The sequence below is a fragment of the Mesorhizobium sp. P2_A12 genome (assembly GCF_056405075.1).
In genome coordinates this window covers 147,689-169,718 of sequence record NZ_JBFUCU010000010.1, presented here as the reverse complement: position 1 = coordinate 169,718, position 22,030 = coordinate 147,689, and the positions used below count along the sequence as shown (strand labels likewise).

Below are 22,030 nucleotides of genomic sequence, written 5' to 3'. Positions count from 1 at the left end.
TATGAACTTCTGGAAATCAGTCCGAACGCCAACTCGGAAACGATAGAACGGATATTTCGTTATTTTGCCATGCGCTACCATCCCGACAACCGGGATACTGGCGACGAATCCCGCTTCAGTGAAATCATAGATGCCCACAATACGCTCAAAGATCCTGTCAAGCGCGCGCAGTACGACGTCGAGTATAAAGAGCATTTGAACATTCGCCGCGACTTGAGCGAGGAAGCCAGCAACGCCAAAGGCATCGAACGGGATGCCGTCATTCAGGCCAAAGTGCTCTCGCTCCTTTATGTCAATCGTCGAAAAGACGTCAACAATCCCGGCATTGGCGATACAGAACTCGAACGCCTGGCCGACTGCCCGCGTGAACATCTGGAGTTTCATCTTTGGTATCTAAAAGCCAAAGGCTGGATAGGAAGGATMGARAACGGGACGTTCGCGATCACCGTGGAAGGCATCGACCGCACCCATACCGAACAACGTCGTGAGCCAACCATCAGGCTGCTGGAGCGTGCAGGCTAAACGAACCGGCTGGCGTCGAATTCATCGCCGAAAACGGCGGCGGCGCAGGGGTGAGGCTGAGGAAGAGTTAGAGCCGATAGCGGCGGTAAAAGGTGCCAACGCCCTTATCAAGCTCTTCGATGAGGAGCCGGACCAGACCGCAAGGCAGGCGCTGCTTCAACGGGTTGCGCGCTAAGGCGGCGATCCCCTTCGCTCGAACGGCTTGCGCACAACCGCGCGTTGGTTGCGGATCGGGTCGCCAAGGATTTGTCAAAGAAAAGCCCCGGCCACCTTTCGGCGCAGTGCTCGACCTGGCCGGCTACCTTGCCACGAAGAGATTGCTCGCAATGCATTTATGGACCGGGCAATAATCTGTGTCGGTCGTCGGCACGCCTGCGCCAGTAGCCACCTCGCCAGGACCGCATTGCTTCTGCCCGCTGACATAGAGGTCGTAGCGCGTCAGGCTGAGGTTGAATATGGAGCGGTAGCGAATGACGGTGGTGCCGTCCTGCTTCAGTAGTGCCTGAACTTCGGCGCAACTCAGGCCGGCGATATCCCTGCGCTCTTGCGCTTGAGCCTGCACCACGAGGAAGAGCAACGGAATTGCAATCGCGATCGGTTTCATGGCGCCCCACCAGCGTTTTCGCCCGACCGATGGTGTAGACTTGGCCAACCGATATGAAAAGCCCTCTGCCTTTGGCCTCGCCAAAGGATGACATGCGTTCCGATCGTCGCATATATTAGCATCCTCTTGACGAAGCCGGGGACCGCGCCGGACTCCTTAGCCGAAGATCTCGATCCTTCTAATTGGACAGGGAAATAAGATGGCCCAGACGATCCGGTTCGCGATCTTTGCGGTTTCGGCCGCTGTCGCCGGCCTGGCCTTTTTCGCCTTGCATTCCTTCTGGACGTGGACCGTGCCGCTCCTGATCCTCTTCGCCGGCTCCATGCTTGCCGAATACGCCTTCAACCGGCTGGCCTCGAACGAAGAAAAGCAGCGCGATCTGGAAGATCGCGTGCGCAATCCACCGACGTAAACCAACGTAGAAATCTTGCGATCGGCCTTGGCGTAGGCATTGGAATGGCGATCGCGGGTTAGAACGGCCAAGCCAGCGCCAGCACGACGCCAGCGGACAGGGTGAAGGCTAGCCAGGCGGTCATGCCGTCAGCGCCGGGAGGTCGGCCGGGTCTTTTGCCGGGAATAGCTTGATCGACTTGATATAGACATGGTCGAGCTGCTGCCCGCCAGCGCCATCGGACCCGAACGACACAGTGTCGACCGTCCATGAAGCGGCATAATTGACGGTCTGGGTATCGGCAGCAGCGCCGTCTACGCTGCGTGCATATTCAAAATCACCGCCGCCGACATCGCGGTTGAAGGTCTGGGCAAGCTTGTGGCTACCCGTCACGGTCAGCGCCGACCCCACTGCAAGCGAATGCCCGTCGTAGGTGTTGTCATCGGCCGCAATGACGATGTCTTCCGATGAGGCGCCCCAATTCGCAGCATCGCCAGTGCACATGACCCAGCTGAACGGCGCGTTGACGAAGGTCATGTCGAAGACGAGCGTGCAGCCAGTCGCCAGAAGGGCCGCCAGATCCGCCAGGAAGGTGCCGGACGCATTCGGCAGATTGGTCCCCCGCGACGTACAAGCGGTCGAGCAGCACATGGAATTTCCGCTCTTTCCGCTTCGATGGTCTGATTAAGGATCAGCAAAAAGCCTGCCACCGGTGAGGCAGCGGCTTGGAACTTCCGATGATGAAGCGCCTAGGTTGCGGCTCGCTGTCTTCGTCTTCCTCGGCGTCCTTGCCATCATAGGCGGCTTGCCGACAACTATTCCTGCTGGAATTGACAGGGCCAACCTTCAGGCCTCGTCAAGCCAGAAGGCAACTCGGTCCGGGCGTCTCCGCAAGCCATGTTGAGCTGCCACTGGGACAGACCCGCCGAATTGGAAAGATCGAGGCCCTCGATACGGGTCAGAAAGAAAAAAGCGTGGTCAAAGTCTATCGGCGCGGTGAACGTCGCTCCTCGGAAGTCCGCCCGCGCGAGATTGGCAAACGAAAAGCGGCTGCCGCTGATATCGGCGTCATGGAACTGCGCTCGCCCCAATTCCGCCTTTGTGAAATCAACATTGGTCAGATTGGCGTCCTGGAAATTCGAGCGCTGCACTTCCGCGCTCGCAAACACAGCGCCCTGCGCGTCCATACGGCTGAAGTCGGTCCTGTAGGCCTCGATTTTGTCGAACCGGGCGCCTTTGGCGGTCGAGTCGGCCAGGGAAGCACGCACAAGCGTTGCCTTCTCAAAATTTGCCGCAAGGAGATTGCTATTCCTGAGGTCGGTCGAAGTGAAATCAACACCGAACAGGTTCGCCCCGCTCAGGTCCTGTCCTTTTAGGATGAGAAGCTTTTTGTCACAGTCCTGCCAATTGACGCCAGGCGTCGCGGCTGCGTCGCAATTTTGAGCGGCAGTGGCGTTCTGCCAAGCAAATACAGTGCAAACCGCTAGAACCAAGCCGGATGCGCCGTAAGCTCTGGTTCGCCTCAAAGTCATTTGTTGCTGGGCCTCTGCTACTCGCCGACAATCAACCTTACCACATCTGCTGACACTCGAAAGCGACGGCGTTTTTCCCGCTAATCCCGCTAGTCCCCACCGCCAAATGAAAAGCCCGCCACCGAAGCAGTGGGCTCGATCGTTTCGTATGCGGAATGATTAGAGGCCTTGACCTCCCTCGATAAAGCCGGGGAAGTCATAGTCGCTGGCGTCGAGTTCCCGCTCGTCGATGGCTTCCCGCTCGTCGTCGCCTTGCCCGTCAGGAAGACATCGCTTCCAGTGTCGCGCGTGACTTGCCACTCTTGGGGTCATCAACTACGGCTCGGAGCACGATCGCCATTCAAACTTCGCGACGCTCTTGGAGAGCCCGATCGCGGCAGAAAATTCGCCTATGCCTGCGCCTACTGATCCTGCGGTTATCTTTTTCACTTCGGGCAGTACCGGCCCGGCAAAGGGAGTAGCCCATAGTTTCGAAAGTCTGGGCAGTATGATTGCCAGCTTCGCACAGGGCTGCCAAACTGCGGCAGACGACATCGTTCTGCTGAGCGGATCCATGTCGCACATCGGAGCGCTCCTGGACGCTCTCATGGGACTCGCAGCCGGCGCTCGTGTCGTCGTCCCGCCAAGCTTCGATGGACCCGGGCTCCTGTTGATGCTGCGCGAGCATCGCCCAACCATACTCATCGCTTTGCCCTCGGTCCTCTTCGGGTTGGTTCGGGCGAAGAATGCCAGGCGCGAAGACTTTTCGTCATTCAGACTGCTCTGTGCCGGCGGCGATAAAGTGCCGCTCGAGCTGGCGCTCGAAGTTACTGCGCTCAGCGGCTTGTCCGTCAATGAGCTGTACGGCATGTCTGAAATTGGAGTTGCCACGATCAACCCTCCTGACGGGCTCAACAAAGCGGGTTCGATCGGGCGTCAGATTGTCGGCTACCAGATATCCATCCGCGACGATAACGGCAATGAACTGCCTCCCGGCGCTCAGGGCGCCTTTGGATCAATTCGCCTTGCAACATGGTCGGCTATTGGGGTGATGCAGATGCAACGCGTGCCACCATCAGGGATGGCTGGCTGGACACCGGCGATGTGATGAAGATAGACGAGGACGGATACCTTTGGTTCTGCGGGCGGCGAAAACAGATCATCGTACACGATGGCTCGAACATCAGCCCGCAGGACGTCGAGGAAGCCCTTATGCGCCATCCCGCAGTGGCAATCGCCGGAGTTGTCGGGGTCCCTGACACCGTCCATGGCGAAAATGTCCACGCGTTCGTAACTTTCAAGCCAGGCGCCGCGCAGCCAGCCCCGCAGGAGCTTATCCATTTCGCTCGCGCCAGCGTTGGCTATAAGGCACCGGAGAGCGTTTTCTTGCTGGATGAGATGCCCCTCAGCGCCACGGATAAGGTTGATCGGGTGGTGTTGAAGAAGTTGGCGGAGCGCCTTCTGAAATCGGAAGCATCAACAGGGTAGGCATCAGAGGAGAGCTCTAAGCGCTACTCCCTTCGGGGAGCCTGCTTGCGTTTGCGCTCGACTGGCGCGATGTTGGCCGTGGGGAAAGTGGAGGGGCAAAATGATCTCAAAATCTCACGAGTACACAACGCCAGAAATATTAATTGCTAACACAGCTCTTATCCGATCGCTTTTTCTTATCTTAACGCACCGTGGTGTCTTGAACGATCAACTACTCGATGCGGTGTTCGCGATGACAAAGGAAGATATGAATCTCGGCGTGGGCGTGGATTCGCAGTTCACCAAGGGAGCTTGCGCCTTCGTGGACATGATGCGGGACAACATGAAGCCGAGCGCGCCCAGCCTGAAGACCAAGATGTAGGCGTGGTTCCGATCTACATCGCCGCGATCACCGCCTCGAAGCTCGCTGGCGCCGCCCCGGTGAAAATCCGCTCAGCGCTTCTGTAGCCACTCCAAAAGCCCGCCGCAGGTCGCTCCCGTGGCGGGCTTTTCAATCCGGGATTAATTCGGGCGGAGCCCACTCGCTAGTATCCACGGGGATAATAACCCCAAGCACTCCTGCGGTAGCATCGAACGCGCCAACGACCATGTCGCCAATAGCTACGGCAGACCCTTCTCCAACCTCGGCGGGGGTAGCGGCGGTAGTAGCGGCGGTGATAGCGCCGATAGTGGACCCGATCCACTTCTGCCGGGGTACCGTCGTTGTCGAAGGTCTCGGCCTCTGGCGCCTCGAGTTCATCGAGAATGCCGCTTCTGGCGCCTGGAACGCCGGCCACTGCGTCGATAGGCCGAACTGCGCTTGCAAATGCCGCTGCCCCTGCAATGCCAAACATTGCTGTCAAGAAGGATCGCCGATCCATACAAACCTCCCGCTCTCGCCTGCAGGAAGAGCAGGCATTTCCATGCAACGCATCTAGTCAGGCGTAGTTCCCGATCACGCATTGCGGATCTTCGCGCTTCATAATCTAATCGTTTGCACGGCTAATTTTGTCGCGGTCAGCGCCCTTCGGCGTGATCTTCTCGATCCGTGCCTTGTCGCAGATCTCCTTCGCCATGGCCAAGGCCTTGTCTTTGTCCTTGGTGGTTAGCACGGTGCCCCAGTGCGGCTTCTCGAACACGCTGACCACATAGGTTGTTATAGGCTTATCAGGCATCGCTAAAATGTAGCCCACGCACGCACTGTGTACGAAAGCAAGCCGGATCGCGCCTTAGTTGTGGTTGTCCAACAAGATGGCAAGCTTTCTGGCTGCGGCGCTTTCGACAATCAGTTCCTCCAGCCACATATCGCCGACGCGCGATTTGTTGACGCCACGCCTGATTACACGGAGCGCCTCAGATATCGAAACTGCGGTGGTCTTCGCGTGATCATCAAGATACCGGCCGACTGCAATCACGGCATCTGCATCGATGTCGATGGGCAAATCTCGCATGGCACCCTCCCGCTGGGCCGCTGGTAGCCTCGCGAAGGAATGGCCGGCGCAGGGGATGCTTGGGGAAGCGAAGCCGCACCGGCCACCTTGGCGGGAAAAGCCCCCCGCGCTGATAAATCTATATTATATTAGAAGTCGCGCAATTAAGACTGAAGTCCCTCGTTTACTGGCCCTAAAGACCCACCGTTGCGACCATGGCTTCTCGGCCGTAGGATGGTCGCGCGTGGGGAGTCGAAATGTCTGTTATTTTGGTAGGTGGAACAGCCATCGTCGTTTTGGCGTTCGTCGCGGTCGTGGCCGTGGATTACATGAGCAACCGACCGAAACCACACTGAAGCCCATCGGCCCACTCTCAACAAGACCGCTGCGGCTGCCTTGGAGACGCTGGGAAAGATGGATGCTACCCGCGTCACCAAGGAAGCAAATTGGGCGGGCCTAACGCAACCAAGAAGTGAAGACGCCCGGCTACGCTAAGCAGCCGCGGCCTGACTTCCTACCCTCCCTGCCCCACCCGCCCGGTGCCAATTGCGCTGCCAAGTCATTCCTGCAACTATCGGCAGGTCCGTGCGACATGGGAGGGGTTGAAGGTGGCGACCGGCGAGCCGTCCGCGCATATTGAGCGCCTCAAAAAGAGACGTTGGCAGGCTCTTGGCATTCTTCTGGTGGGTCTTCCCCCGGCTATCTTGCTTGTAAAGTTCTGCAAGGCAGAAGGCTGGAATAGACACATCTACATGCCCATCGCAGGAGGCATCGGAATCCTGGTGGGGCAAGTCTCCACCGTGATGGTGCAGCGGGCGATCCACAACAGATCCAGAACTTTTTCCCGCGCAGGTCAGGCCCGGCGCTGTGCCTGGGCCTCCCCGCTGCTGCCGGATGCCGGGCCGCTTTAATACGCAGCGCCGATCTCGGTATGCGGCGCAAAGAAACAGCGTGTGTCGCCCTTCTTGAAACGTCCCTGATCCAGGTTGAGAAATTCCGATTGATAGATGCAGCGGTGGTACTGCCGATCATGGCTATGTTGCACGCGACGAAGCGGGATGAACTCGCCAGTGGGAAGATAGATATAGCCGCCCGGCATTTCTCTGACTTGAGATTCCGGGATCGGTGCGCACTCTGACCCTGCGCAGCAGTCGAAGCCAGTGACGGGGTCCTTCTTCCCCGTATACCATTCGTGAGCCATGGCCTCAGTCGAAACGACGGCCAAGACCGGCACGAGTATCTTGACTGACCTGCGCATATGTCCCCCGCGCGATCCAGCTTTTGGCAGGCCGCGCCATCCAGACGCAAAAGAAATGGCCGGCGGGTTGCTTGGGGTTGTAAGCGAGCCGCACCGGCCATTGCGGGATTAGGTTTTCGGGTTGTCCCCGCACTGCCTAAGCTATAGGCATATTAGCGATAGCTCAACTGAGACTGAAGTCCCAACCTCGTGCTACCCTGCCTAGGAGACCGCGCCGGTCCGGTCCCAAACCATTGAATGAAGGGCGCATCCTTGCCGGTGATGTCCTTCACCGTCTTCAATAGCGCTAGTGGTGCGCTGGAGCGCCTCGTAATGGTCGCTGCTAGGCGATAGGAGCGGCTGGACGATGCTCTTGTGCTGCCGTTCCGCCTCCACCGGAAAGCGCTCGATTCAGCCTCCGCAAGCTGCTTGTGAAGTTTGGTCCTGGCCAAAGGCGATCTCCGTTGAAGGGTCGCCGCAAGCCAGGCTCATAGGCGCAATCGCATCGAAGATTGGCCTGAATCATCAGCCAATGGCCAAAGCGCCCTTTCTTGCCCGACGCCGCGACCGGCCGGAACGGCGCCTGTCAGAAATTGACCATGCCGCGAGCGCGCCGAGCACGGTCCAGAATCCATACGCTCCCATCACGACAGGCTCGAACATTACCGCGCCTGAGCCGCCTTTCGGATCAGTGCCCTCGCCTTGCGCGTCTACGGCCGGCGCAGGCGCGGTCTCATCGGCCCAGTCTGCTTCCTGCGCCTTGCGCCGTGCAGCCGCCTCGTCCAGCTGCCGACGGGCCAGCTCCTGACTGAGACTTTTGAGAGCCTCTGGGGACAACTGAGTAGCGGGTACGCCCGGCTGACCCCAGAGAGACCAAAGAGCCCGATCCGTCGTCTCTGGGGTCTCTTGGGTCAGCGTGTTGCGCATCTCACGGCGTGCATACTCCGACAGGGCTTTGTCAATAACGTCGCTCCTCTCCTTGGCTGACAACTGACGACCGGGTGCGCCCGATAGCTGACTATCCCTGGGAGAGTCGAACAGCCACTTGAGCCATCGCTGTCGGATCACTTGATGCACTATTCGCTCCATAGACACTGTGTGCCACGGCATGAAAAGTTCTTCGCTCGCGGCCACCTTCTGCATGTCCCGGAAAATCTCCTCCGATGGGGCCACGACAGTCTGGACGCTGACGAGGCTCAGCAGCAGCAAACCCGCGATCACCGCAATAATCGACGAAGGCCATTCCCTATCGTTCCGCCACATCAGGACGAAGCCGAAGCAAACGAGAGCAAGCGCGAGGTATCCAAAAACCACCTGACCTCGCACCCACCATAGAAGGACCGTCATCAACGCCATACCGAATGCGACATAGCCCCAGTACCGAGGAGCGGACGAAGCTCTCTTCAGGAAAGGGAGCACCAGACCGAGCGCCAGCAATGGTGCAAACCAGATAACTGCAGTTGTTGCGAGCACCGCAAGGATCTGGACGGCCACGGGGGCAAGGATGAAGAGGGCCGGCGGCAGGATGATGAAAGCCACGACAACCCACCGGTGGTGTTCGCCGCGCTTGATCGCCAACACAAGCCCCCAAACCCACAACAGCAGGGGAAGGGCGGCCCCAACCGCAGGGAGCAGGTTGCCCGCCCTCATTTCGCTGAACGCCGACAGGGCGGGTGCGGCCATAATCCGAAGCAGCGGAATCGCTTCTACTTCCTTCCACGCGCTTGCGGCAGTGTCGGGTGCTCCAGCGATCAGACCCGGCAACACAACCAGCCGAGCCACAATCATATAGAGGGTAACTGCCACCATCACGATCATCAGACCGACCGCGCTACCTATGAGGGACAACCCCAGTCCCTCCTTCCAGCTTTTGGCCGCGTGCACGTACCAGACCGCGACGGCCAACGTTGCCGAAGCCGCCGCCCCGATCACTAACCAGAGCAATATTATGATGAAGACCGGAGCGTAGCCCCCGTGCCCCTGCCCGGAGGTCACGCCCAGGATTTCCTCCGCCGAGCTACTGAAGAAGATTTTCTCGGCTTCACGGATCGTCTCAGGCAGATGGTCCAGCGCCACCGCGAAAATGCCGAACAGCATGAGGGTACCGGCCATTTGGAGGCCCCGCCTCTTCCAACCCAGCCCCTCGCCATCGTGGATCGCGTCCCGGACCAATTCGAAAACGAAGCCACCTATGGCCCCGGTGAGCAGGCCCGCGCCCATCCTCCATGCCATCCCAGCCCAGTTGAAAGTCCCGTTTTTCTCAACATAGTGAAGCAGGAAGAAATACAGCGCAAAGCCGCTGATCACCCCGAAGCCGCCGGCTATGGCCGCTATCGCGGCAATGATTTTCGGAAACTCTGGGTCAGGCGTAGCTGCGGTGCTGGGACGAAGGAACCCCTCTGTTGCCGGTCCGGTCGCCATAGCGCCGCCCTCCCCTGGGCGTTCTCCTTAACGACGATCATTTTACTAAATTAGCTGCAACTAATGAAGTGGTTAAAATTTACCCAAGCCGCGAACGTCCCGCCGTCGTTAGGCCCGACGGTCAAGTCGAACACACCCAAACAGACTGTTTTGCTACCGTCAAATGCACCGGCTCATGCGGATAGAACTCGCCGGGCGAAGACCCCAACCACCTCAAGCCCGGCGAGCCTACACCTGATCAAAGTACGCGATCAGGACCGGGGTCAGCCGGCAAGCTCACGCAGCAAGACGGATGCCAGCTGCTATTCCCGAAATGGGACACTTACAGGCATGACGCCACGTCAAGACTCAGCTACCCTAACGCCGCGGCGGACCTTTTCCGCTTGGCCGGCGCCTTCCAGGCAACCTCCCCCTAGGCGCCGGCCTTCTTCCTCCTGCTGAAATCGTCAAGTACGCCCTTGCGGTGGCAAAGCTTGCATTCGCGCACAGGTTGCGCGATGCTGCCCTCGGGGAAATAAAGAGATGGGGCAATCCAATGGCAGCCGAGATCAAGGGCGAGAAGCAAGCAATTGCCATCGCCAAGTGGGAGGTAGCCATGAGTGAATCCGTCGGAGGCGTCGTTCTACTACTGTTCCCGACCGAAGGCGATGTTGTCCCGATCATACTTAGGCCCGCTCAGGCAACAAAGTTGGGCCACGATCTACAATCGCCAAAATTCATACCAAAGCCGACAGTGCAATGAACGTAGCGCGACAGGCAGCGCGGACCGGTAGACGTGTCCGCTCGCCACCTGGTACACGCCGGAACTAGCCAGGATTGCGCGTTTGTCTCAATTCTCTGGCTTCCCGCATGAGCGATGGCCAATTGTGAGGCTCAAGGAAGGCGATGAGCTCGCGGGCTTGTGTCCGCCTGAGGAAGGACCCTCTCAAGACTCTCACTCGCAATGGAAGCATTCTCTCCTCCTCCGGGAGAGAGGGGCGCGACGCCACGAGCGAAGCCGGCGGGCACCGTGAAGATGGCAGCGGCTGAGACAGAGCCGTCCTGCCAGACGATCTCGTTGATCCGATTGTTTTCAGATTGCATGTCGCCGCTGTGAGAGCCCGCCACCGTAAGGCAGCGGGCTTGATCGTTTGAACCATTCCGCAGTCTCAGCATTGAGGCTATATTGCGTGGCGGAGGCGAAGGGCGATGGATACGGTAACGTCTGCCATTATGGTGCTGTTGTCGTGCAGTCCCGACTTGATGCTATGCCGAGCGCCGGCAGCAAAGCCCATGATCTTTTCGACCACATCCCAATGCGAAGAAGCGCTGGCTGAGCACATATCGAGAGTTCCGCACGCTGGTCAAAAAACGGTTGGGCGTTGCCAGGTGATCAGAGATGAGAATGATATCACGAGATGGGGCGTCTCGCCGAATGGCGAGCTATTCTACGCCAGCGCCACAGACGTGATCGGGACAGTCGCTTCGACCGCAACCCCTGCCCCTGTAAAGAGCCGACCTGCTACAGTGCGCGTCACGCGTGGTAACGGTTCCGGGGCGGTGACAACGTCGTCGTACACCGTACTTAGTACCGGCTCAAAGTGAACCAGGGAAAAAGCCCGCCACGTAAGGCGGAGCTCTCCGACACGCAAGAAGTCACTGTGAGACATGGTCGACTAAGCGGGAACGGCGTATAATTCGCCAGCCGGCGAGCCCCAACCCCGCGCCGGTTAGGCCCGGTGGTCAAACCCCAGCCCCCCGCCCTTGGCCGCTGGGCCGCTAGTAGCCTCGCGAAGGAATGGCCGGTGCAGACGACGAGGGGTTGTAAGCGAGCACCGGCCATCGCGAGAAAAGCCCCCGCTGGTCATAAGTCTATATTACATTAGCAATCGCGCAATTGAGACTGAAGTCCTTGGCTTGCCGGCCCTAAAGACCCAAATCGTAGTGAGCTAAGCGAGAGTTTCCAGTCGCGGTTGCTCAGCGCCTGCGGCAAGTGGCGGGCGTTCTTAGAGGATTAGGCTGCTATCAGGACGGCGATGCGATGCACCGTCATCAAGGGCTTAGGAAGGTGCTCGGGATTGATGAGGAAAGGGAGACCGACGGGAGCGCTTACGCCAAGGGTTCCGCGATCACACCATAGGCGTCTGCATCTCAATTATATTAGCTTGTGCTTGTAGTACCTTTTCCGCCTGGGCCGGCGTCCTCCATCCCAACATCCTGCCCAACGGTGCGCCGGCGGAAAGTGAGGAAGCATGAGCAGCTTGGGCGTATGGGTCGTACTCGCTACGGCGACCATCGCGATCATTTACCTTTTGTCGTATGTCTCGATCAGGATGTAGGGCAGCAGCGGCCATCATCCTAAAGGTTGTATTCCGACAACTCTAGCGAGAGCGCTATGCTCACTTCTCGGCGTCGCTTCCCTCAAAGCGCCGCCGGTGAAGGCTCGGCGCCCTTTTTGGTTTGTTCAGTGTAAAAAACAGGGCGCCGGGCTGGCCGCACCGGTCGGCTATTGCAACCACATTTGATATTGAAATTCGTCTCGGACGAGCTTTATAAAAATGGACGTTCCCCATTGCTTTCTAGGGAGGCTGCGATGGATAGCGTAACGTCGAACGGCAAGGTTTACCCTTGCGTTGAAGTGGTCGAAGCCTGCGGAGAATGGTTCGTCCGCGTGGTCGAAGACGACCAGGAACTAACCCGATCATTCGAACTGGAATCTTTCGCTCTCGCCTATGCAGAGGGCCAGCGGCTACGCTTAGGGCTTGCCGAATTCACGCGACTGTAGCGCTGGACGCAAAAAGAATTGGCCGGCGCGAGGGTGCATAGGTTGTGAGCGCACCGGTCATTGCGGCATTTTTTATAGCCTGTCCCCGTCGATGGCACTTACGGGCGCACCTCACAGACCGCCAGATCCACCCCCAGCCCAGGTGACTATCTGGGAAAGACCGGCGACGTCGCCATAGATCATCGAACCTTTGACGAGAAAACATTTGTCACCCAGGACTTCGAAGAGGTGGTTTGACGCGGTGCAAACCGGCAGCTTCACCTTACTGTCCTTGGCATCGGCATGGCCGATGCTGATCGCGAGGATAGCGATAGCAATGAGAGTCGTATTGCTCATACTTAGCCCCCCTAGAGCTGGCAGGCCCCTTGGGCAGCAAAACCGGGTTGCCGCCCTTTGCCTTGCCATTAGGTGGAACTGGGAACTAGGTCGCGCCATCCATCGATTGGATGACGTGGGCTCATCTATATTAGCTAGCGCTGAATGACGCTGCTGGCCGTGAGAATTGATCGGGTGTAGTCTTTTCGATCCGTATCGGCGGAGGGACAGCCGCATGCGTGGTCTGATCGGCAGCTTGCTCATTTGTCTGGGTGCGCTCTCAACCACCCAGGCCGGTCCGCTTCATGATGCGGCCAAGAGCGGCGATCTAAATGCAATCGCGTCGGCGCTTGATGCCGGCGCCAATATTGAGGAGCAGGAGAAGGGCGCCACGCCGCTTTTCCTGGCGGTGCGCGGCGGGCATGCAGAGGCCGCGGAACTGCTCATCAAACGCGGCGCCGATGTCAACAAGGAGTCGGCGCTCGGCCTGCCGATGACTGTTGCCGTGCTGAAGAACGCCGCCGATATGATCCGGCTGCTGCTGGCGCATGGCGCCGACGCCAATGGCACGACGCGCGGTGAGCCGATGCTGGCCCTCGCCGTCGCCAACGGCTGCCTCGAATGCGTCAAGGTGCTGGTCGAGGCCGGCGCTGACGTTAACGCCGTCTGGACCCGAGGTGACCCCGCCCGTCTACCGGGCATTATCACGCCCTACCACCTTGCAAGGAACGAGGACCATGCCGACATCGCCGCCTACCTCAAGGCCCATGGCGTTGTCATTCTGAAGCCCGAGCCGATTTCTGCGAAGCTGGCAAAGGCTGATCCGGCAAAGGGCGCTGTGTTCTTTGCCGCTAACTGCGCTCCCTGCCATGTGACGCGTGCACAAGATGTATCCACCATCGGCCCGAACTTGTGGGGAATTGTCGGACGCGACAAGGCTTCGGCAAAGTTCGACCGCTATTCCAAGACCCTGATGGCTTGGGACGGTGCCTGGGCGTACGAGGATCTTAACATTTTTCTAGCCGGTCCCACGCTCACGACGCCCGGCGTAAACATGGACGTGCGTGGCGCGCCCGAGGAGAGTGATCGGCTGAACGTGATCGCCTATCTGCGAACGCTCTCCGACTCGCCGGTTCCGCTGCCCTGATCTGCATGACCTCGCCAGTCTTGCGGCCCACCAGACCTTTTCGATATCGACTTCGCCAGAACCCCCTTCCAGGCCGTGGCCCGGCCGCTCTATCAGTTCGCTGTCATGCCATCGTCCACGCTGGCGCATATTAGCAACAGGCTGTATTATGCCTGCCGGAACTCTTTGAGGGAGGTTCCGATGCGAATGGTGCTCGTCGTCATCGCCTTAGCTGTCGCCTTCGTCATTTGGGATAGGCTGGCGAATGACGGCCGGTACACAGCTGCCGTTGAACGCAGTTTCCGGGAGGCAACCGCCGATCTACCAAGCGGTTATGGCACCGGGATCACATTTGACGACCTTGTGAAGCGCTGAACGGTACGAGGATGCCCCCCGTAAGTTTCACACGCCGGCTAAGGCATCGCTGCTTTTCGGTGCGTCGGGGCCAGATGCAACGAGCACCTCCACATAGCCGGCGTAGATCATGTCACTTTCACGTTGGCGATCGAAAGGTTCGCCGCGCAACGTGAGCTTTCCATTCCTTAGACCGTCTCACCTATGATGCTGAAATGAGGTTGTTCCTTGCTCTGGCGGTGGTTTCGGCCTTGGCTGGCTGCGCGCCCGAGGCCGATGACTCCAAAACCTATACGCTGTACCGAAGCTCCGCTACCGCCGAAATGCGTATCCATGTGGCCACGTTCGATGCGACCGAGGCAGAGGCGTACAACAGAGAGAATTGTCAACTTGCTGCCAGTCTGTTTCGGGCGCAACCGGGTGTCGTTGTTCGATATTGGTGCGAGAAAGGGCGATACAGAGGATAGCTCGACCTCCCACCTCGACCTACTTCCAATGCATGTGCCGGCTATCCCAATCGCTAGTTTGATCGAATGGGCCCGTTCTATTAGCCTGCCAAAATTGGCGCTCGTAGCTCAATCTAGGACAGAGCGGGACCTTCCCGGGCAGATGCAGGTTCGAGCCCTGCCGAGTGCACCAAACCCGCCGCTGGTGGGGCTGCGGGCCGAGTGCCTTGCCAATGAGATCAGTGCCGCCAATTCCCTCCCCACCCGGCGTCAGAGCGTTGGTTAAAGTCATTCCATTCTATGGATGTCCTGCACGATGCCATGAACTCGCCCTTGCGCGCAGCTTCGGCCATGTTCGTTGGCTCGACCGCTACGGCGGCGGCGGCGGTTGAAGCAGCCGCGGCGGTTGAGAGCGGGCGGCCTTCGGCGGCTGCCCGAACAATGGTGTTCGGCATCGGATCTTCGCCAATTCAGTTTTAGTGTGAGGGTCCAGCGCTTCCGCAAGGACAAGAATTCTGATATCACGGTTTTTATGGCAAAGCAGGAAACCGTGGTATCAAAGAAACGGCGAGGACCAGCCCCGACTGGAAAGGGCGTGCCAATCATGGTCCGCCTTCAACCGGACATGCTCGCGGGCGTCGATCAATTTGTTGCCGAGCATGATGTTTCGCGACCTGAGGCCGTCCGACTGATCATTCGTGACTGGCTGATCAGATTCCAGGTACTGAAGGCAGAGTAAAACCCAGGACGACTTCCCGCGTGCCCTCGAAGCAGCCGGGGTCGATGTCATTGCCGAGAATGGCGGCGGCGGGGGGTGATGCTCAAGGAGGTGACGGGACGTAGATAGCGGAGGCCAGGGTTAGTGGTCCGGCAGGTAATTCTTCGAAGATGGTGCGGGACGGTGCGCACGCAGATGGCTGCCGAATACGCGCGCTACGTGGCCGGGACTGGTGGCGACGAGCTTGGCGCCACCAAAGGCAATCTCGGTCACCAGATCACGCTGCGCGACCTCAGCGACGGCGTTACGGAGGTATGCGCTCTGAGTTGGTGGACCGATATGGAAGCGGTGAAGGCCTATGCGGGCGAACAACCTGAGCGGGCCCACAACTATCCCAAGGACGATCAGTACCTGATCAACAAGCCGGAATTCGTCGAGCATCACGTCGTCGTCTATGGCGACCTCCTCAGCCCGTAGGAATCTTACCAGGGTATCCCTGCCCAGTCAGGTTGGTCCTCCTCTCCTCGCAGCACACGGTCCGGAGAGACTTTTTTGCATGACTGCGTTTGGCAAAATCAGCCAGATCCCGCCACATCGATGACAGCCTTGATCAGACCGGACTTCTGCCGCGCCCAGATCGCAATATCGCGTGGGCTGTCACGCAGGGTCGTACGATGCGTGACGAGTTCGTCGATTGGTATTTTTCCAGCGCGGATCGAAGCCATGACGTGCTGAAAGTCGGCGCGCGTCGCGTTGCGACTGCCGATCAGCATCATTTCCCGCTTGTGGAACTCTGGGTCGGAGAAGGTTATGTCGTCCTGTACGACGCTCACCATCACCATGACGCCGCCATGGGCAACATAGGCAAAGGCAGACCGCATCGATCGGCAGTTTCCCGTTGCGTCGAAGACCACATCGAAACCTGTCCTGGCGGTTCGCTCCGCTATCGTCTCGACGATCGAACCCTTCGACCCGTCGATCACCAGAAAACCTTGCCTTGCGGCAAAAGCCAGCCGCTCGGCATCGACGTCCATGATGGTCACGCACTGTCGCGCTATGCGGGCAAAAAGCGCGGTACCGAGGCCGATTGGCCCTGCGCCGATAACCAAGGTGCGGCTGCCCGGCCCGGCCATGGACCTGCGGACCGCGTGCGCACCAATGGCCAGGAACTCGACCGTGGCCGCCTCGACCAATGACAGACCGGTCGCTGGAATGAGGTTCTGCGCCGGCACCAGAATCTGCTCGCTCATGGCACCGTCACGGTGCACGCCGAGCACCTCGATCGCGAGGCAGCAGTTCGGCTTGCCCTGGCGGCAGGCGGGACAATTGCCGCAGGCAAGATAGGGGTTGACGACGACTTGTTGCCCGACCGCCATGTCCACGGGCCCGTTGATTGCCGCAATTGTTCCAGAAACCTCATGGCCCATGACACGTGGGTAGGCGAGGTACGGATGCTTCCCCTGGAAGATGTGGTAATCGGTTCCACAGATGCCGACATGGGCGACGTTGACCAGCACCCAGCCTTCCGGCGGAGCGCCTGGCGCGGCCTGTTCCTCGAACGCCAGCCTGCCGGGCTCGGCGCATCGGACGATCTTGATGGTGGCGTCCATAAGCGTGATTCCACCCCTTCGCTAACGGCGTAATTCCTGGAGTCCGCAAACAGGAAGTGGKCCGGCGGTGCAATCCGCCGGACCATTTGGTGGTTCACTCGAAGTCCTTGACGTTCTGCTGCGTCACGAGACCGGCGCCGGTGTCCACGTTGGCCTCGACGGCTTCCCCGCGGATAGCCTTCAAGACCGTGTCGATGCCAAGCTCACCCATTTTTGCTGGAAATTGCGCAACGCTGGCATCTTCCGCGCCCGACTTGATCGCTTCGATCTCACCGCAGCAGGCGTCAAAGCCGACCAGGATGATCTTGTCGTTGGCGATGCCCGCATTGCTGATCGATTTGACGGCGCCCGGGATTGGCGGGCCGCAGGCCGAGTAGATCGCCTTGAGATCAGGATTGGCGGTCAGGATGTCTTCGGTCACCGACGTGCCAAGTTCGAGCGTGCAATTGGTTGCACCCTTGCCGACGACATCGATCTTGACGTCGCCGAGGCCCTCCATCATGCCGGTCACCCGGTCGTCGAGTGCAGGCACTCCGGGAACACCTTGCAGGATGCCGACCTTGTCGCCGCTCTTGAGCACGGTCTTCAGATACTCTCCGGCGATCTTGCCGCCGTTGAGGTTGTTGGTCGAAACCAGCGCTGTCTGGCCTTTCCAGTCCGGGATGCTGTTGTCGACGAGAACCACCTTGATGCCGGCGGCGACCGCCTTGTCGAGCGCCGGCGCAACGGTCGGATCGACCGGCGTGATCGCCAGCCCCTTGACGCCTTGCGTGATCATGGACTCGATCAGCGCGATCTGGCCTTCGATGTCGGTGGCCGCCTGGCCCTGGCCGGTAACCAGCTCGATCTCGGGATGGGCGGCCGCGTATTTCTTGGCTGCATCCTCCATGGTCGAGTAGAACGGCACCGGGAATTTCGTAATCAGGCCGACCTTGATCTTGTCGGCGGCCGAAGCCGGCATCGCAAACGCAACGGCGATCGCCAGCCCAGCGAACAGTTTTCGGTTCATTGGCATTCCATTCCTCCCTTGGATTGAGGCGTCTTCCGGCGGAAGCCGCTTCAGGCATTTGCGGACCGCAACAGTCCCCAAATTTCGAGCGAGTCAGGCTCCAACGATCATGGAAACCAGCTCCTGCTTGTTGTCCTTGGTCGGCACCAGTTCGCCGACCTTGCGGCCCTGGCGAAGCACCACGGCGCGGTCGGCAAGCTCAGTGACGTGTTCCATGTTGTGGGTGATCAGGATGACGGCGTTGCCCTGGTCGCGCAGCGTCGCGATCAGGTTGAGCACTTGCCGCGATTCACGCAGGCCGAGTGCGGCGGTCGGTTCGTCCAGGATCACGACCTTGCGGGCAAACACAGTCGACCGGGCCACGGCGATGGCTTGCCTTTGACCGCCCGACATCATGGCGACGACGGCGTCCAGCCGTGGCAACGTGACCTTCAAATTGGCGAGCAGAATGCGCGTTTCGGCATCCATCCTGCGCTGTTGAAGAAATCGCATGCCGCGAGGAAGCCATCGCGGCCAGGCCAATTCGCGACCTGCGAAGAAGTTCTGTCCCGGCGTCAGATTGTCGAACAGCGCCAGATCCTGATAGACGGTCTCGATGCCGGCGAAGCGCGCATCCGCAGGGGAGCGTATCTGCGTTGGCGCACCGTCCAGAAGGATCGCGCCGGCATCGAGTTGGTGCACCCCGCTGATGCATTTGGTCAACGTCGACTTGCCGGCACCGTTGTCGCCGAGAAGTCCGAGTATCTCGCCGCGTCGGACCTCGATGCTGACATCGTCCAGCGCCACAACCGAACCGAACCGCTTGGTAGCGCCGCGCACCGCCAGGACGGGATGATCCACTGTGGCTGCAGGTTCGACGTTGGCCGCTACGGCGCTCATGACTGCCTCCCGGCCTGCATGACGCGCATGCGCCCTTCGAGATAGTTGCGCAGCACGTCGGACTCGACTGCGATGACGATGACCACGCCGATGACGATGAGTTGGAAGAAGACGTTGACGTTGAGCAGGTTGAGCGCGTTGCGGATGACGCCGATCATGATGGCGCCAATCAAGGCATGGCCAAGATGGCCGCGGCCGCCGAGAAAACTGGCACCGCCGATGATCACCGCCGCGATCGTATCCAGTTCCAGCAGATTGCCGAACAAGGGCGAACCGGCGTCGGTCCGGCCGGCAAGGATGACCGCGCCGATGCCGGCGCAGAGCCCCGAGATCACATAGACCGAAACGAGGACCCAGGACACGGGAATGCCCATGCGCAGGGCAGCGTCGGGCCGGCCGCCGACGGCATAAATCCAGCGCCCCCAGACCATCGTCTTGGCCATGACGAAAAGCACCGCGGCAACGCCCGCAACCACAAAAACCGATCCAGGCAGGCCCCAGACCGCCTCGCGGCCAAGCGCATCGATGGCATCCGGCATTCCAGGGATGGCGCGCCCGTCGGCCAGTTGGAGCGCCAACCCCTTGGCGATGCTCAATGTCGCTAGCGTGATGATGAAAGGATGCGGCAACCGGCCGAAGACGTAGAAGAGCCCGTTGATGGTGCCGACCGCCGCACCGCAGCCAACCATCACCGCGATCACCACGAAGGCGGGAGCGCCGGCATGAAAGCTGAGCGCGCCGACGACGGAAGCCAGTGCCAGGTTCGAGCCGACGGAGAGGTCGATCCCTCGTGTCAGAATGACCAGATGCTGGCCCATCGCCACCACCGAGATGACGGCGGTCTGGGCGAGGATGTTGCTGAGGTTGCGTCCAGTCAGGAAATAGGGGGACAGAAAACTGAGAACGACGATCAGCAACACCAGGATGACGACCGGACCGGCGCTCAGCAGGGCCAGGCCAAGCGCGAGGCCGGGAACGGCTTCTTGCTTCTTGGGTGCTGGCAATGCGGCGTCGCCGACAGTGGTGCCGGTGTTTCGCGTTTCAGGCAAAGTTCTCCTCCCCGCCGCAGCCGTGCAAGCCGCGTCGTCAAAAACTCATGCTGTATTTTAGTTCCCTCTTATCGATAAAAAACAACCAGCATGACTTGGTCAAGTTGTTTTTTATGGATAAAGTTCATGGTAGAAAGGACAAGGTCTTGCTCAGAGGAAGATCCGATGCGAACCGACACTGTCTACAAGAAGGCTTTCAATCGCGTCGCCAGTATGCTGCGCGACGGACAATTGACCGGGGAGCTCCCTTCCGAAAATGAGCTTAGACGGAAAATGGGAGTCAGCCGCACGACTGTCCGAAAGGTCCTGGGAGAACTTGCCCACCGCGACCTCATCGCCGAGCGCAGCGGTGTCAGGACGGCAGGCCGTGCGGTCGAGGATAGCGATTACTATCCCGACGCTGAAACCACCTCACGGGCCAAGCATGTGGAACAGCAGTTCATGGAATGGATGCTGCGGGGTGACACCAGACCTGGTACCAGCATCAACGAACTCGAACTTGCGCGGCAGTTCGGCGTCGCGACCAATGGAATTCGCGAGTTCCTGATCCGCTTCAGCCGGTTCGGATTGCTTGAGAAGAGGCCGAATACGGGCTGGCTCTTCAAGGGCTTCACGGAAGATTTCGCACTTGAGCTGTTCGAGATCCGGGTGATGTTCGAGCTGCGCTCGGCGCATCTGTTTTCACGACAGCCCGACACGTCTCCCCTGTGGGAGAAGCTGGGCGTGCTCAAGAGCGCGCATACCGAACTGCTGAAGCAGATTGAAAGCCGCTTCCACGACTTCTCAAGTCTCGACAACCGGTTCCACCGGCTCATAAACGAGGCTTCGCCGAACCGCTTCATCGACGATTTCTACGATATCATCAGCTTCATTTTCCACTACCACTATCAGTGGAACAAGCATGACGAAAAACAGCGCAATCAGGCGGCGATCCTGGAGCATCTCGCCTATATCGATGCACTCGAAAGCCGCGATTCCGAGCGGATCGAGCGGGCCTGCCGAGCCCATCTGGCTTCGGCAAGGGAAACACTGATGCGTTCGCTGATTGTATTCGATGGGATGGACACCAACGCCTAGCAAGACGTTCCGATCGCACAAGCGCTCTAGTTTATCCTGGTGCCGCTCTGGGCGTCGAACAGGTGCACCTTATGCACCATAATCTCCAACCTCACCTCTTGATCAGGTTTGAACAGGGGCTGTTCCCGGATTTCGGCAATCAGATCGACGCCATTCGCGTTTAAGGTAAGTTCCTGGGCCTCGCCGGTCGGTTCCACCACCTGAACCGTTGCCTTTGCGTGGGTCCCGCCGACCGTGATGTGCTGTGGGCGAATCCCGTATACCACCCCTTCCCTGTCACTGATCCGAGCGTCATCGGGCAAGGGCAAGCGCAGCCCCTGCTCGGCGGCGAATGCGCCATTGTCAATTCGGCCCTTGATCAGGTTCATCTCCGGCGAACCGATAAAGCTCGCGACGAACAGGTTGGCAGGGTTCTCGTAGAGCTCGGAAGGGGTACCGATCTGCTCAACCTGACCTCGGTTCAGCACGACTATCCGGTCGGCAAGCGTCATCGCCTCGGTCTGGTCGTGCGTGACGTAGATGCTGGTGCGTCCGAGCCGTTGGTGCAGTTTCTTGATCTCGGCACGCATCTTGACACGCAATTTTGCATCGAGATTGCTGAGCGGCTCGTCAAACAGGAAGGCTGCCGGGTCGCGCACGATCGCGCGGCCCATGGCGACACGCTGGCGCTGGCCGCCAGACAGCTGGCGCGGCATACGACGCAGCAGATCCTGCAAGCCGAGGATTTCGGCGGCTGCCTTCACCCTCGAGACGATCTCTTCCCTGGGGACCTTGGCCAGTCGAAGGGCGAAGCTCATATTGTCGGCCACGCTCATATGCGGATAGAGCGCGTAGCTCTGGAAGACCATCGCTATGTCGCGCGACTTGGCGGGCATCTCGTCGACGACGCGCCCGCCTATGCGGATCTCGCCTGTCGTCTGTTCTTCCAGGCCGGCGATCATACGCAGAAGAGTTGACTTGCCGCAGCCCGAGGGACCGACAAGGACCACGAACTCGCCGCTGGCGATTTCAATGTTCACGTCGCGCAGAACTTCCACGGCGCCGAAGCTCTTGCCGAGCTGTTCTATCTGGATTGCAGACACTTATTTTCCTCCCGTGCG

Annotated in this window: 26 protein-coding genes and 1 tRNA gene; 13 read left to right on the top strand and 14 right to left on the bottom strand. The window is 59.5% G+C overall.

Annotated features, from left to right (window positions below; all coding sequences use genetic code 11):
- On the top strand, positions 1 to 522 hold a 522-nt coding region (locus tag AC1DZU_RS21830), incomplete at its 5' end, for a J domain-containing protein (protein ID WP_477288216.1).
- A 298-nt stretch (positions 523 to 820) separates the two neighbouring features.
- Here the strand turns inward: AC1DZU_RS21830 and AC1DZU_RS21825 are convergent.
- A complete protein-coding gene (locus tag AC1DZU_RS21825) occupies positions 821 to 1,126 on the bottom strand; it encodes a hypothetical protein (RefSeq protein ID WP_095081959.1) in 306 nt (101 codons plus the stop codon).
- Between the two features lie 199 nt (positions 1,127 to 1,325).
- Here AC1DZU_RS21825 and AC1DZU_RS21820 point away from each other — a divergent pair, with 199 nt between their 5' ends.
- Positions 1,326 to 1,538, top strand: a complete 213-nt coding sequence (locus AC1DZU_RS21820; protein ID WP_477288214.1) for a hypothetical protein — start codon at positions 1,326 to 1,328, stop codon at positions 1,536 to 1,538.
- Between the two features lie 120 nt (positions 1,539 to 1,658).
- Here the strand turns inward: AC1DZU_RS21820 and AC1DZU_RS21815 are convergent, their stop codons facing one another.
- The 3 genes from AC1DZU_RS21815 to AC1DZU_RS21805 all read right to left on the bottom strand — a co-directional run bounded on the left by AC1DZU_RS21815 (position 1,659) and on the right by AC1DZU_RS21805 (position 3,361).
- Complete coding sequence (locus tag AC1DZU_RS21815) at positions 1,659 to 2,168, bottom strand: hypothetical protein (protein ID WP_477288212.1); 510 nt, start codon at positions 2,166 to 2,168, stop codon at positions 1,659 to 1,661.
- A gap of 164 nt (positions 2,169 to 2,332) precedes the next feature.
- Positions 2,333 to 3,049 (bottom strand): pentapeptide repeat-containing protein, encoded by a 717-nt coding sequence (locus AC1DZU_RS21810; RefSeq protein ID WP_477288210.1) that lies wholly within the window; start codon positions 3,047 to 3,049, stop codon positions 2,333 to 2,335.
- Between the two features lie 159 nt (positions 3,050 to 3,208).
- Positions 3,209 to 3,361 carry a hypothetical protein gene (locus AC1DZU_RS21805; RefSeq protein ID WP_477288208.1) on the bottom strand — a complete coding sequence of 51 codons (153 nt, stop codon included), beginning with the start codon at positions 3,359 to 3,361 and terminating at the stop codon, positions 3,209 to 3,211.
- Between the two features lie 46 nt (positions 3,362 to 3,407).
- Here AC1DZU_RS21805 and AC1DZU_RS21800 point away from each other — a divergent pair, with 46 nt between their 5' ends.
- The 3 genes from AC1DZU_RS21800 to AC1DZU_RS21790 all read left to right on the top strand — a co-directional run bounded on the left by AC1DZU_RS21800 (position 3,408) and on the right by AC1DZU_RS21790 (position 4,877).
- Positions 3,408 to 4,136: a class I adenylate-forming enzyme family protein gene (locus AC1DZU_RS21800; RefSeq protein WP_477288206.1), complete on the top strand. Its 729-nt coding sequence runs from the start codon at positions 3,408 to 3,410 to the stop codon at positions 4,134 to 4,136.
- On the top strand, positions 4,136 to 4,516 hold the full coding sequence (locus AC1DZU_RS21795; RefSeq protein WP_477288204.1) for an AMP-binding enzyme: 381 nt from the start codon (positions 4,136 to 4,138) through the stop codon (positions 4,514 to 4,516). The genes AC1DZU_RS21800 and AC1DZU_RS21795 overlap by 1 nt, the downstream gene beginning before the upstream one ends.
- Before the next feature lie 100 nt (positions 4,517 to 4,616).
- The gene (locus AC1DZU_RS21790; protein ID WP_477288202.1) at positions 4,617 to 4,877 is read left to right on the top strand and encodes a hypothetical protein; all 261 of its coding nucleotides are present in this window, start codon (positions 4,617 to 4,619) and stop codon (positions 4,875 to 4,877) included.
- A 604-nt stretch (positions 4,878 to 5,481) separates the two neighbouring features.
- Here AC1DZU_RS21790 and AC1DZU_RS21785 read toward each other — a convergent pair.
- Together AC1DZU_RS21785 and AC1DZU_RS21780 are read right to left on the bottom strand one after the other, a co-directional pair.
- Positions 5,482 to 5,670 (bottom strand): hypothetical protein, encoded by a 189-nt coding sequence (locus AC1DZU_RS21785; RefSeq protein WP_477288200.1) that lies wholly within the window; start codon positions 5,668 to 5,670, stop codon positions 5,482 to 5,484.
- A 54-nt stretch (positions 5,671 to 5,724) separates the two neighbouring features.
- Positions 5,725 to 5,946 carry a hypothetical protein gene (locus AC1DZU_RS21780; protein WP_095087607.1) on the bottom strand — a complete coding sequence of 74 codons (222 nt, stop codon included), beginning with the start codon at positions 5,944 to 5,946 and terminating at the stop codon, positions 5,725 to 5,727.
- A gap of 581 nt (positions 5,947 to 6,527) precedes the next feature.
- Between AC1DZU_RS21780 and AC1DZU_RS21775 the strand changes: the two genes are divergently transcribed.
- A complete protein-coding gene (locus AC1DZU_RS21775) occupies positions 6,528 to 6,836 on the top strand; it encodes a hypothetical protein (RefSeq protein ID WP_477288198.1) in 309 nt (102 codons plus the stop codon).
- Here AC1DZU_RS21775 and AC1DZU_RS21770 read toward each other — a convergent pair.
- The gene (locus AC1DZU_RS21770) at positions 6,833 to 7,183 is read right to left on the bottom strand and encodes a hypothetical protein (RefSeq protein WP_477288196.1); all 351 of its coding nucleotides are present in this window, start codon (positions 7,181 to 7,183) and stop codon (positions 6,833 to 6,835) included. The two genes, AC1DZU_RS21775 and AC1DZU_RS21770, sit on opposite strands and share 4 nt — an antisense overlap.
- 504 nt (positions 7,184 to 7,687) lie before the next feature.
- The gene (locus AC1DZU_RS21765; RefSeq protein ID WP_477288194.1) at positions 7,688 to 9,583 is read right to left on the bottom strand and encodes a hypothetical protein; all 1,896 of its coding nucleotides are present in this window, start codon (positions 9,581 to 9,583) and stop codon (positions 7,688 to 7,690) included.
- Positions 9,584 to 12,155: 2,572 nt separating this feature from the next.
- Between AC1DZU_RS21765 and AC1DZU_RS21760 the strand changes: the two genes are divergently transcribed.
- Entirely contained in the window at positions 12,156 to 12,347 is a 192-nt protein-coding gene (locus AC1DZU_RS21760; protein ID WP_477288192.1) for a hypothetical protein, read from the top strand.
- Between the two features lie 111 nt (positions 12,348 to 12,458).
- On the opposite strand, the gene AC1DZU_RS21755 is transcribed toward AC1DZU_RS21760, so the two are convergent.
- Positions 12,459 to 12,683, bottom strand: coding sequence for a hypothetical protein (locus tag AC1DZU_RS21755; RefSeq protein ID WP_477288190.1), 225 nt, complete (start codon positions 12,681 to 12,683; stop codon positions 12,459 to 12,461).
- Positions 12,684 to 12,897: 214 nt separating this feature from the next.
- On the opposite strand from AC1DZU_RS21755, the gene AC1DZU_RS21750 reads away from it, so the two are divergent.
- The 5 genes from AC1DZU_RS21750 (at position 12,898) to AC1DZU_RS21730 (ending at position 15,783) form a co-directional block, all read left to right on the top strand.
- Positions 12,898 to 13,809, top strand: a complete 912-nt coding sequence (locus AC1DZU_RS21750; protein ID WP_477288189.1) for an ankyrin repeat domain-containing protein — start codon at positions 12,898 to 12,900, stop codon at positions 13,807 to 13,809.
- Between the two features lie 180 nt (positions 13,810 to 13,989).
- On the top strand, positions 13,990 to 14,163 hold the full coding sequence (locus AC1DZU_RS21745; RefSeq protein WP_477288187.1) for a hypothetical protein: 174 nt from the start codon (positions 13,990 to 13,992) through the stop codon (positions 14,161 to 14,163).
- A gap of 543 nt (positions 14,164 to 14,706) precedes the next feature.
- A tRNA-Gly gene (locus tag AC1DZU_RS21740) sits at positions 14,707 to 14,781 on the top strand.
- 195 nt (positions 14,782 to 14,976) lie between these two features.
- Positions 14,977 to 15,327, top strand: coding sequence for a ribbon-helix-helix domain-containing protein (locus AC1DZU_RS21735; RefSeq protein WP_477288185.1), 351 nt, complete (start codon positions 14,977 to 14,979; stop codon positions 15,325 to 15,327).
- A gap of 162 nt (positions 15,328 to 15,489) precedes the next feature.
- Positions 15,490 to 15,783: a hypothetical protein gene (locus AC1DZU_RS21730; RefSeq protein ID WP_477288183.1), complete on the top strand. Its 294-nt coding sequence runs from the start codon at positions 15,490 to 15,492 to the stop codon at positions 15,781 to 15,783.
- Between the two features lie 98 nt (positions 15,784 to 15,881).
- Here the strand turns inward: AC1DZU_RS21730 and AC1DZU_RS21725 are convergent, their stop codons facing one another.
- The 4 genes from AC1DZU_RS21725 to AC1DZU_RS21710 all read right to left on the bottom strand — a co-directional run bounded on the left by AC1DZU_RS21725 (position 15,882) and on the right by AC1DZU_RS21710 (position 19,853).
- Positions 15,882 to 16,904 (bottom strand): zinc-binding alcohol dehydrogenase family protein, encoded by a 1,023-nt coding sequence (locus AC1DZU_RS21725; RefSeq protein ID WP_477288225.1) that lies wholly within the window; start codon positions 16,902 to 16,904, stop codon positions 15,882 to 15,884.
- A 106-nt stretch (positions 16,905 to 17,010) separates the two neighbouring features.
- A complete protein-coding gene (locus AC1DZU_RS21720; protein WP_477288181.1) occupies positions 17,011 to 17,925 on the bottom strand; it encodes a sugar ABC transporter substrate-binding protein in 915 nt (304 codons plus the stop codon).
- Positions 17,926 to 18,018: 93 nt separating this feature from the next.
- The gene (locus AC1DZU_RS21715; RefSeq protein WP_477288179.1) at positions 18,019 to 18,804 is read right to left on the bottom strand and encodes an ATP-binding cassette domain-containing protein; all 786 of its coding nucleotides are present in this window, start codon (positions 18,802 to 18,804) and stop codon (positions 18,019 to 18,021) included.
- Positions 18,801 to 19,853 carry an ABC transporter permease gene (locus AC1DZU_RS21710; RefSeq protein ID WP_477288177.1) on the bottom strand — a complete coding sequence of 351 codons (1,053 nt, stop codon included), beginning with the start codon at positions 19,851 to 19,853 and terminating at the stop codon, positions 18,801 to 18,803. Before AC1DZU_RS21710 ends, AC1DZU_RS21715 begins: the two co-directional genes overlap by 4 nt.
- A gap of 165 nt (positions 19,854 to 20,018) precedes the next feature.
- Here AC1DZU_RS21710 and AC1DZU_RS21705 point away from each other — a divergent pair, with 165 nt between their 5' ends.
- Positions 20,019 to 20,930, top strand: coding sequence for a GntR family transcriptional regulator (locus tag AC1DZU_RS21705; RefSeq protein ID WP_095087589.1), 912 nt, complete (start codon positions 20,019 to 20,021; stop codon positions 20,928 to 20,930).
- A 26-nt stretch (positions 20,931 to 20,956) separates the two neighbouring features.
- On the opposite strand, the gene AC1DZU_RS21700 is transcribed toward AC1DZU_RS21705, so the two are convergent.
- The gene (locus AC1DZU_RS21700; RefSeq protein WP_477288174.1) at positions 20,957 to 22,012 is read right to left on the bottom strand and encodes an ABC transporter ATP-binding protein; all 1,056 of its coding nucleotides are present in this window, start codon (positions 22,010 to 22,012) and stop codon (positions 20,957 to 20,959) included.
- Positions 22,013 to 22,030 lie beyond the last annotated feature (18 nt).

What these genes read in the sequence shown, in the direction of transcription:
- AC1DZU_RS21825 (WP_095081959.1), bottom strand. Translation starts at nt 1,126, where the DNA reads ATGAAACCGATCGCGATTGCAATTCCGTTGCTCTTCCTCGTGGTGCAG.
- AC1DZU_RS21820 (WP_477288214.1), top strand. Translation starts at nt 1,326, where the DNA reads ATGGCCCAGACGATCCGGTTCGCGATCTTTGCGGTTTCGGCCGCTGTC.
- AC1DZU_RS21815 (WP_477288212.1), bottom strand. Translation starts at nt 2,168, where the DNA reads ATGTGCTGCTCGACCGCTTGTACGTCGCGGGGGACCAATCTGCCGAAT.
- AC1DZU_RS21810 (WP_477288210.1), bottom strand. Translation starts at nt 3,049, where the DNA reads ATGACTTTGAGGCGAACCAGAGCTTACGGCGCATCCGGCTTGGTTCTA.
- AC1DZU_RS21805 (WP_477288208.1), bottom strand. Translation starts at nt 3,361, where the DNA reads ATGACCCCAAGAGTGGCAAGTCACGCGCGACACTGGAAGCGATGTCTT.
- AC1DZU_RS21795 (WP_477288204.1), top strand. Translation starts at nt 4,136, where the DNA reads ATGAAGATAGACGAGGACGGATACCTTTGGTTCTGCGGGCGGCGAAAA.
- AC1DZU_RS21790 (WP_477288202.1), top strand. Translation starts at nt 4,617, where the DNA reads ATGATCTCAAAATCTCACGAGTACACAACGCCAGAAATATTAATTGCT.
- AC1DZU_RS21785 (WP_477288200.1), bottom strand. Translation starts at nt 5,670, where the DNA reads ATGCCTGATAAGCCTATAACAACCTATGTGGTCAGCGTGTTCGAGAAG.
- AC1DZU_RS21780 (WP_095087607.1), bottom strand. Translation starts at nt 5,946, where the DNA reads ATGCGAGATTTGCCCATCGACATCGATGCAGATGCCGTGATTGCAGTC.
- AC1DZU_RS21770 (WP_477288196.1), bottom strand. Translation starts at nt 7,183, where the DNA reads ATGCGCAGGTCAGTCAAGATACTCGTGCCGGTCTTGGCCGTCGTTTCG.
- AC1DZU_RS21765 (WP_477288194.1), bottom strand. Translation starts at nt 9,583, where the DNA reads ATGGCGACCGGACCGGCAACAGAGGGGTTCCTTCGTCCCAGCACCGCA.
- AC1DZU_RS21760 (WP_477288192.1), top strand. Translation starts at nt 12,156, where the DNA reads ATGGATAGCGTAACGTCGAACGGCAAGGTTTACCCTTGCGTTGAAGTG.
- AC1DZU_RS21755 (WP_477288190.1), bottom strand. Translation starts at nt 12,683, where the DNA reads ATGAGCAATACGACTCTCATTGCTATCGCTATCCTCGCGATCAGCATC.
- AC1DZU_RS21750 (WP_477288189.1), top strand. Translation starts at nt 12,898, where the DNA reads ATGCGTGGTCTGATCGGCAGCTTGCTCATTTGTCTGGGTGCGCTCTCA.
- AC1DZU_RS21745 (WP_477288187.1), top strand. Translation starts at nt 13,990, where the DNA reads ATGCGAATGGTGCTCGTCGTCATCGCCTTAGCTGTCGCCTTCGTCATT.
- AC1DZU_RS21720 (WP_477288181.1), bottom strand. Translation starts at nt 17,925, where the DNA reads ATGAACCGAAAACTGTTCGCTGGGCTGGCGATCGCCGTTGCGTTTGCG.
- AC1DZU_RS21715 (WP_477288179.1), bottom strand. Translation starts at nt 18,804, where the DNA reads ATGAGCGCCGTAGCGGCCAACGTCGAACCTGCAGCCACAGTGGATCAT.
- AC1DZU_RS21705 (WP_095087589.1), top strand. Translation starts at nt 20,019, where the DNA reads ATGCGAACCGACACTGTCTACAAGAAGGCTTTCAATCGCGTCGCCAGT.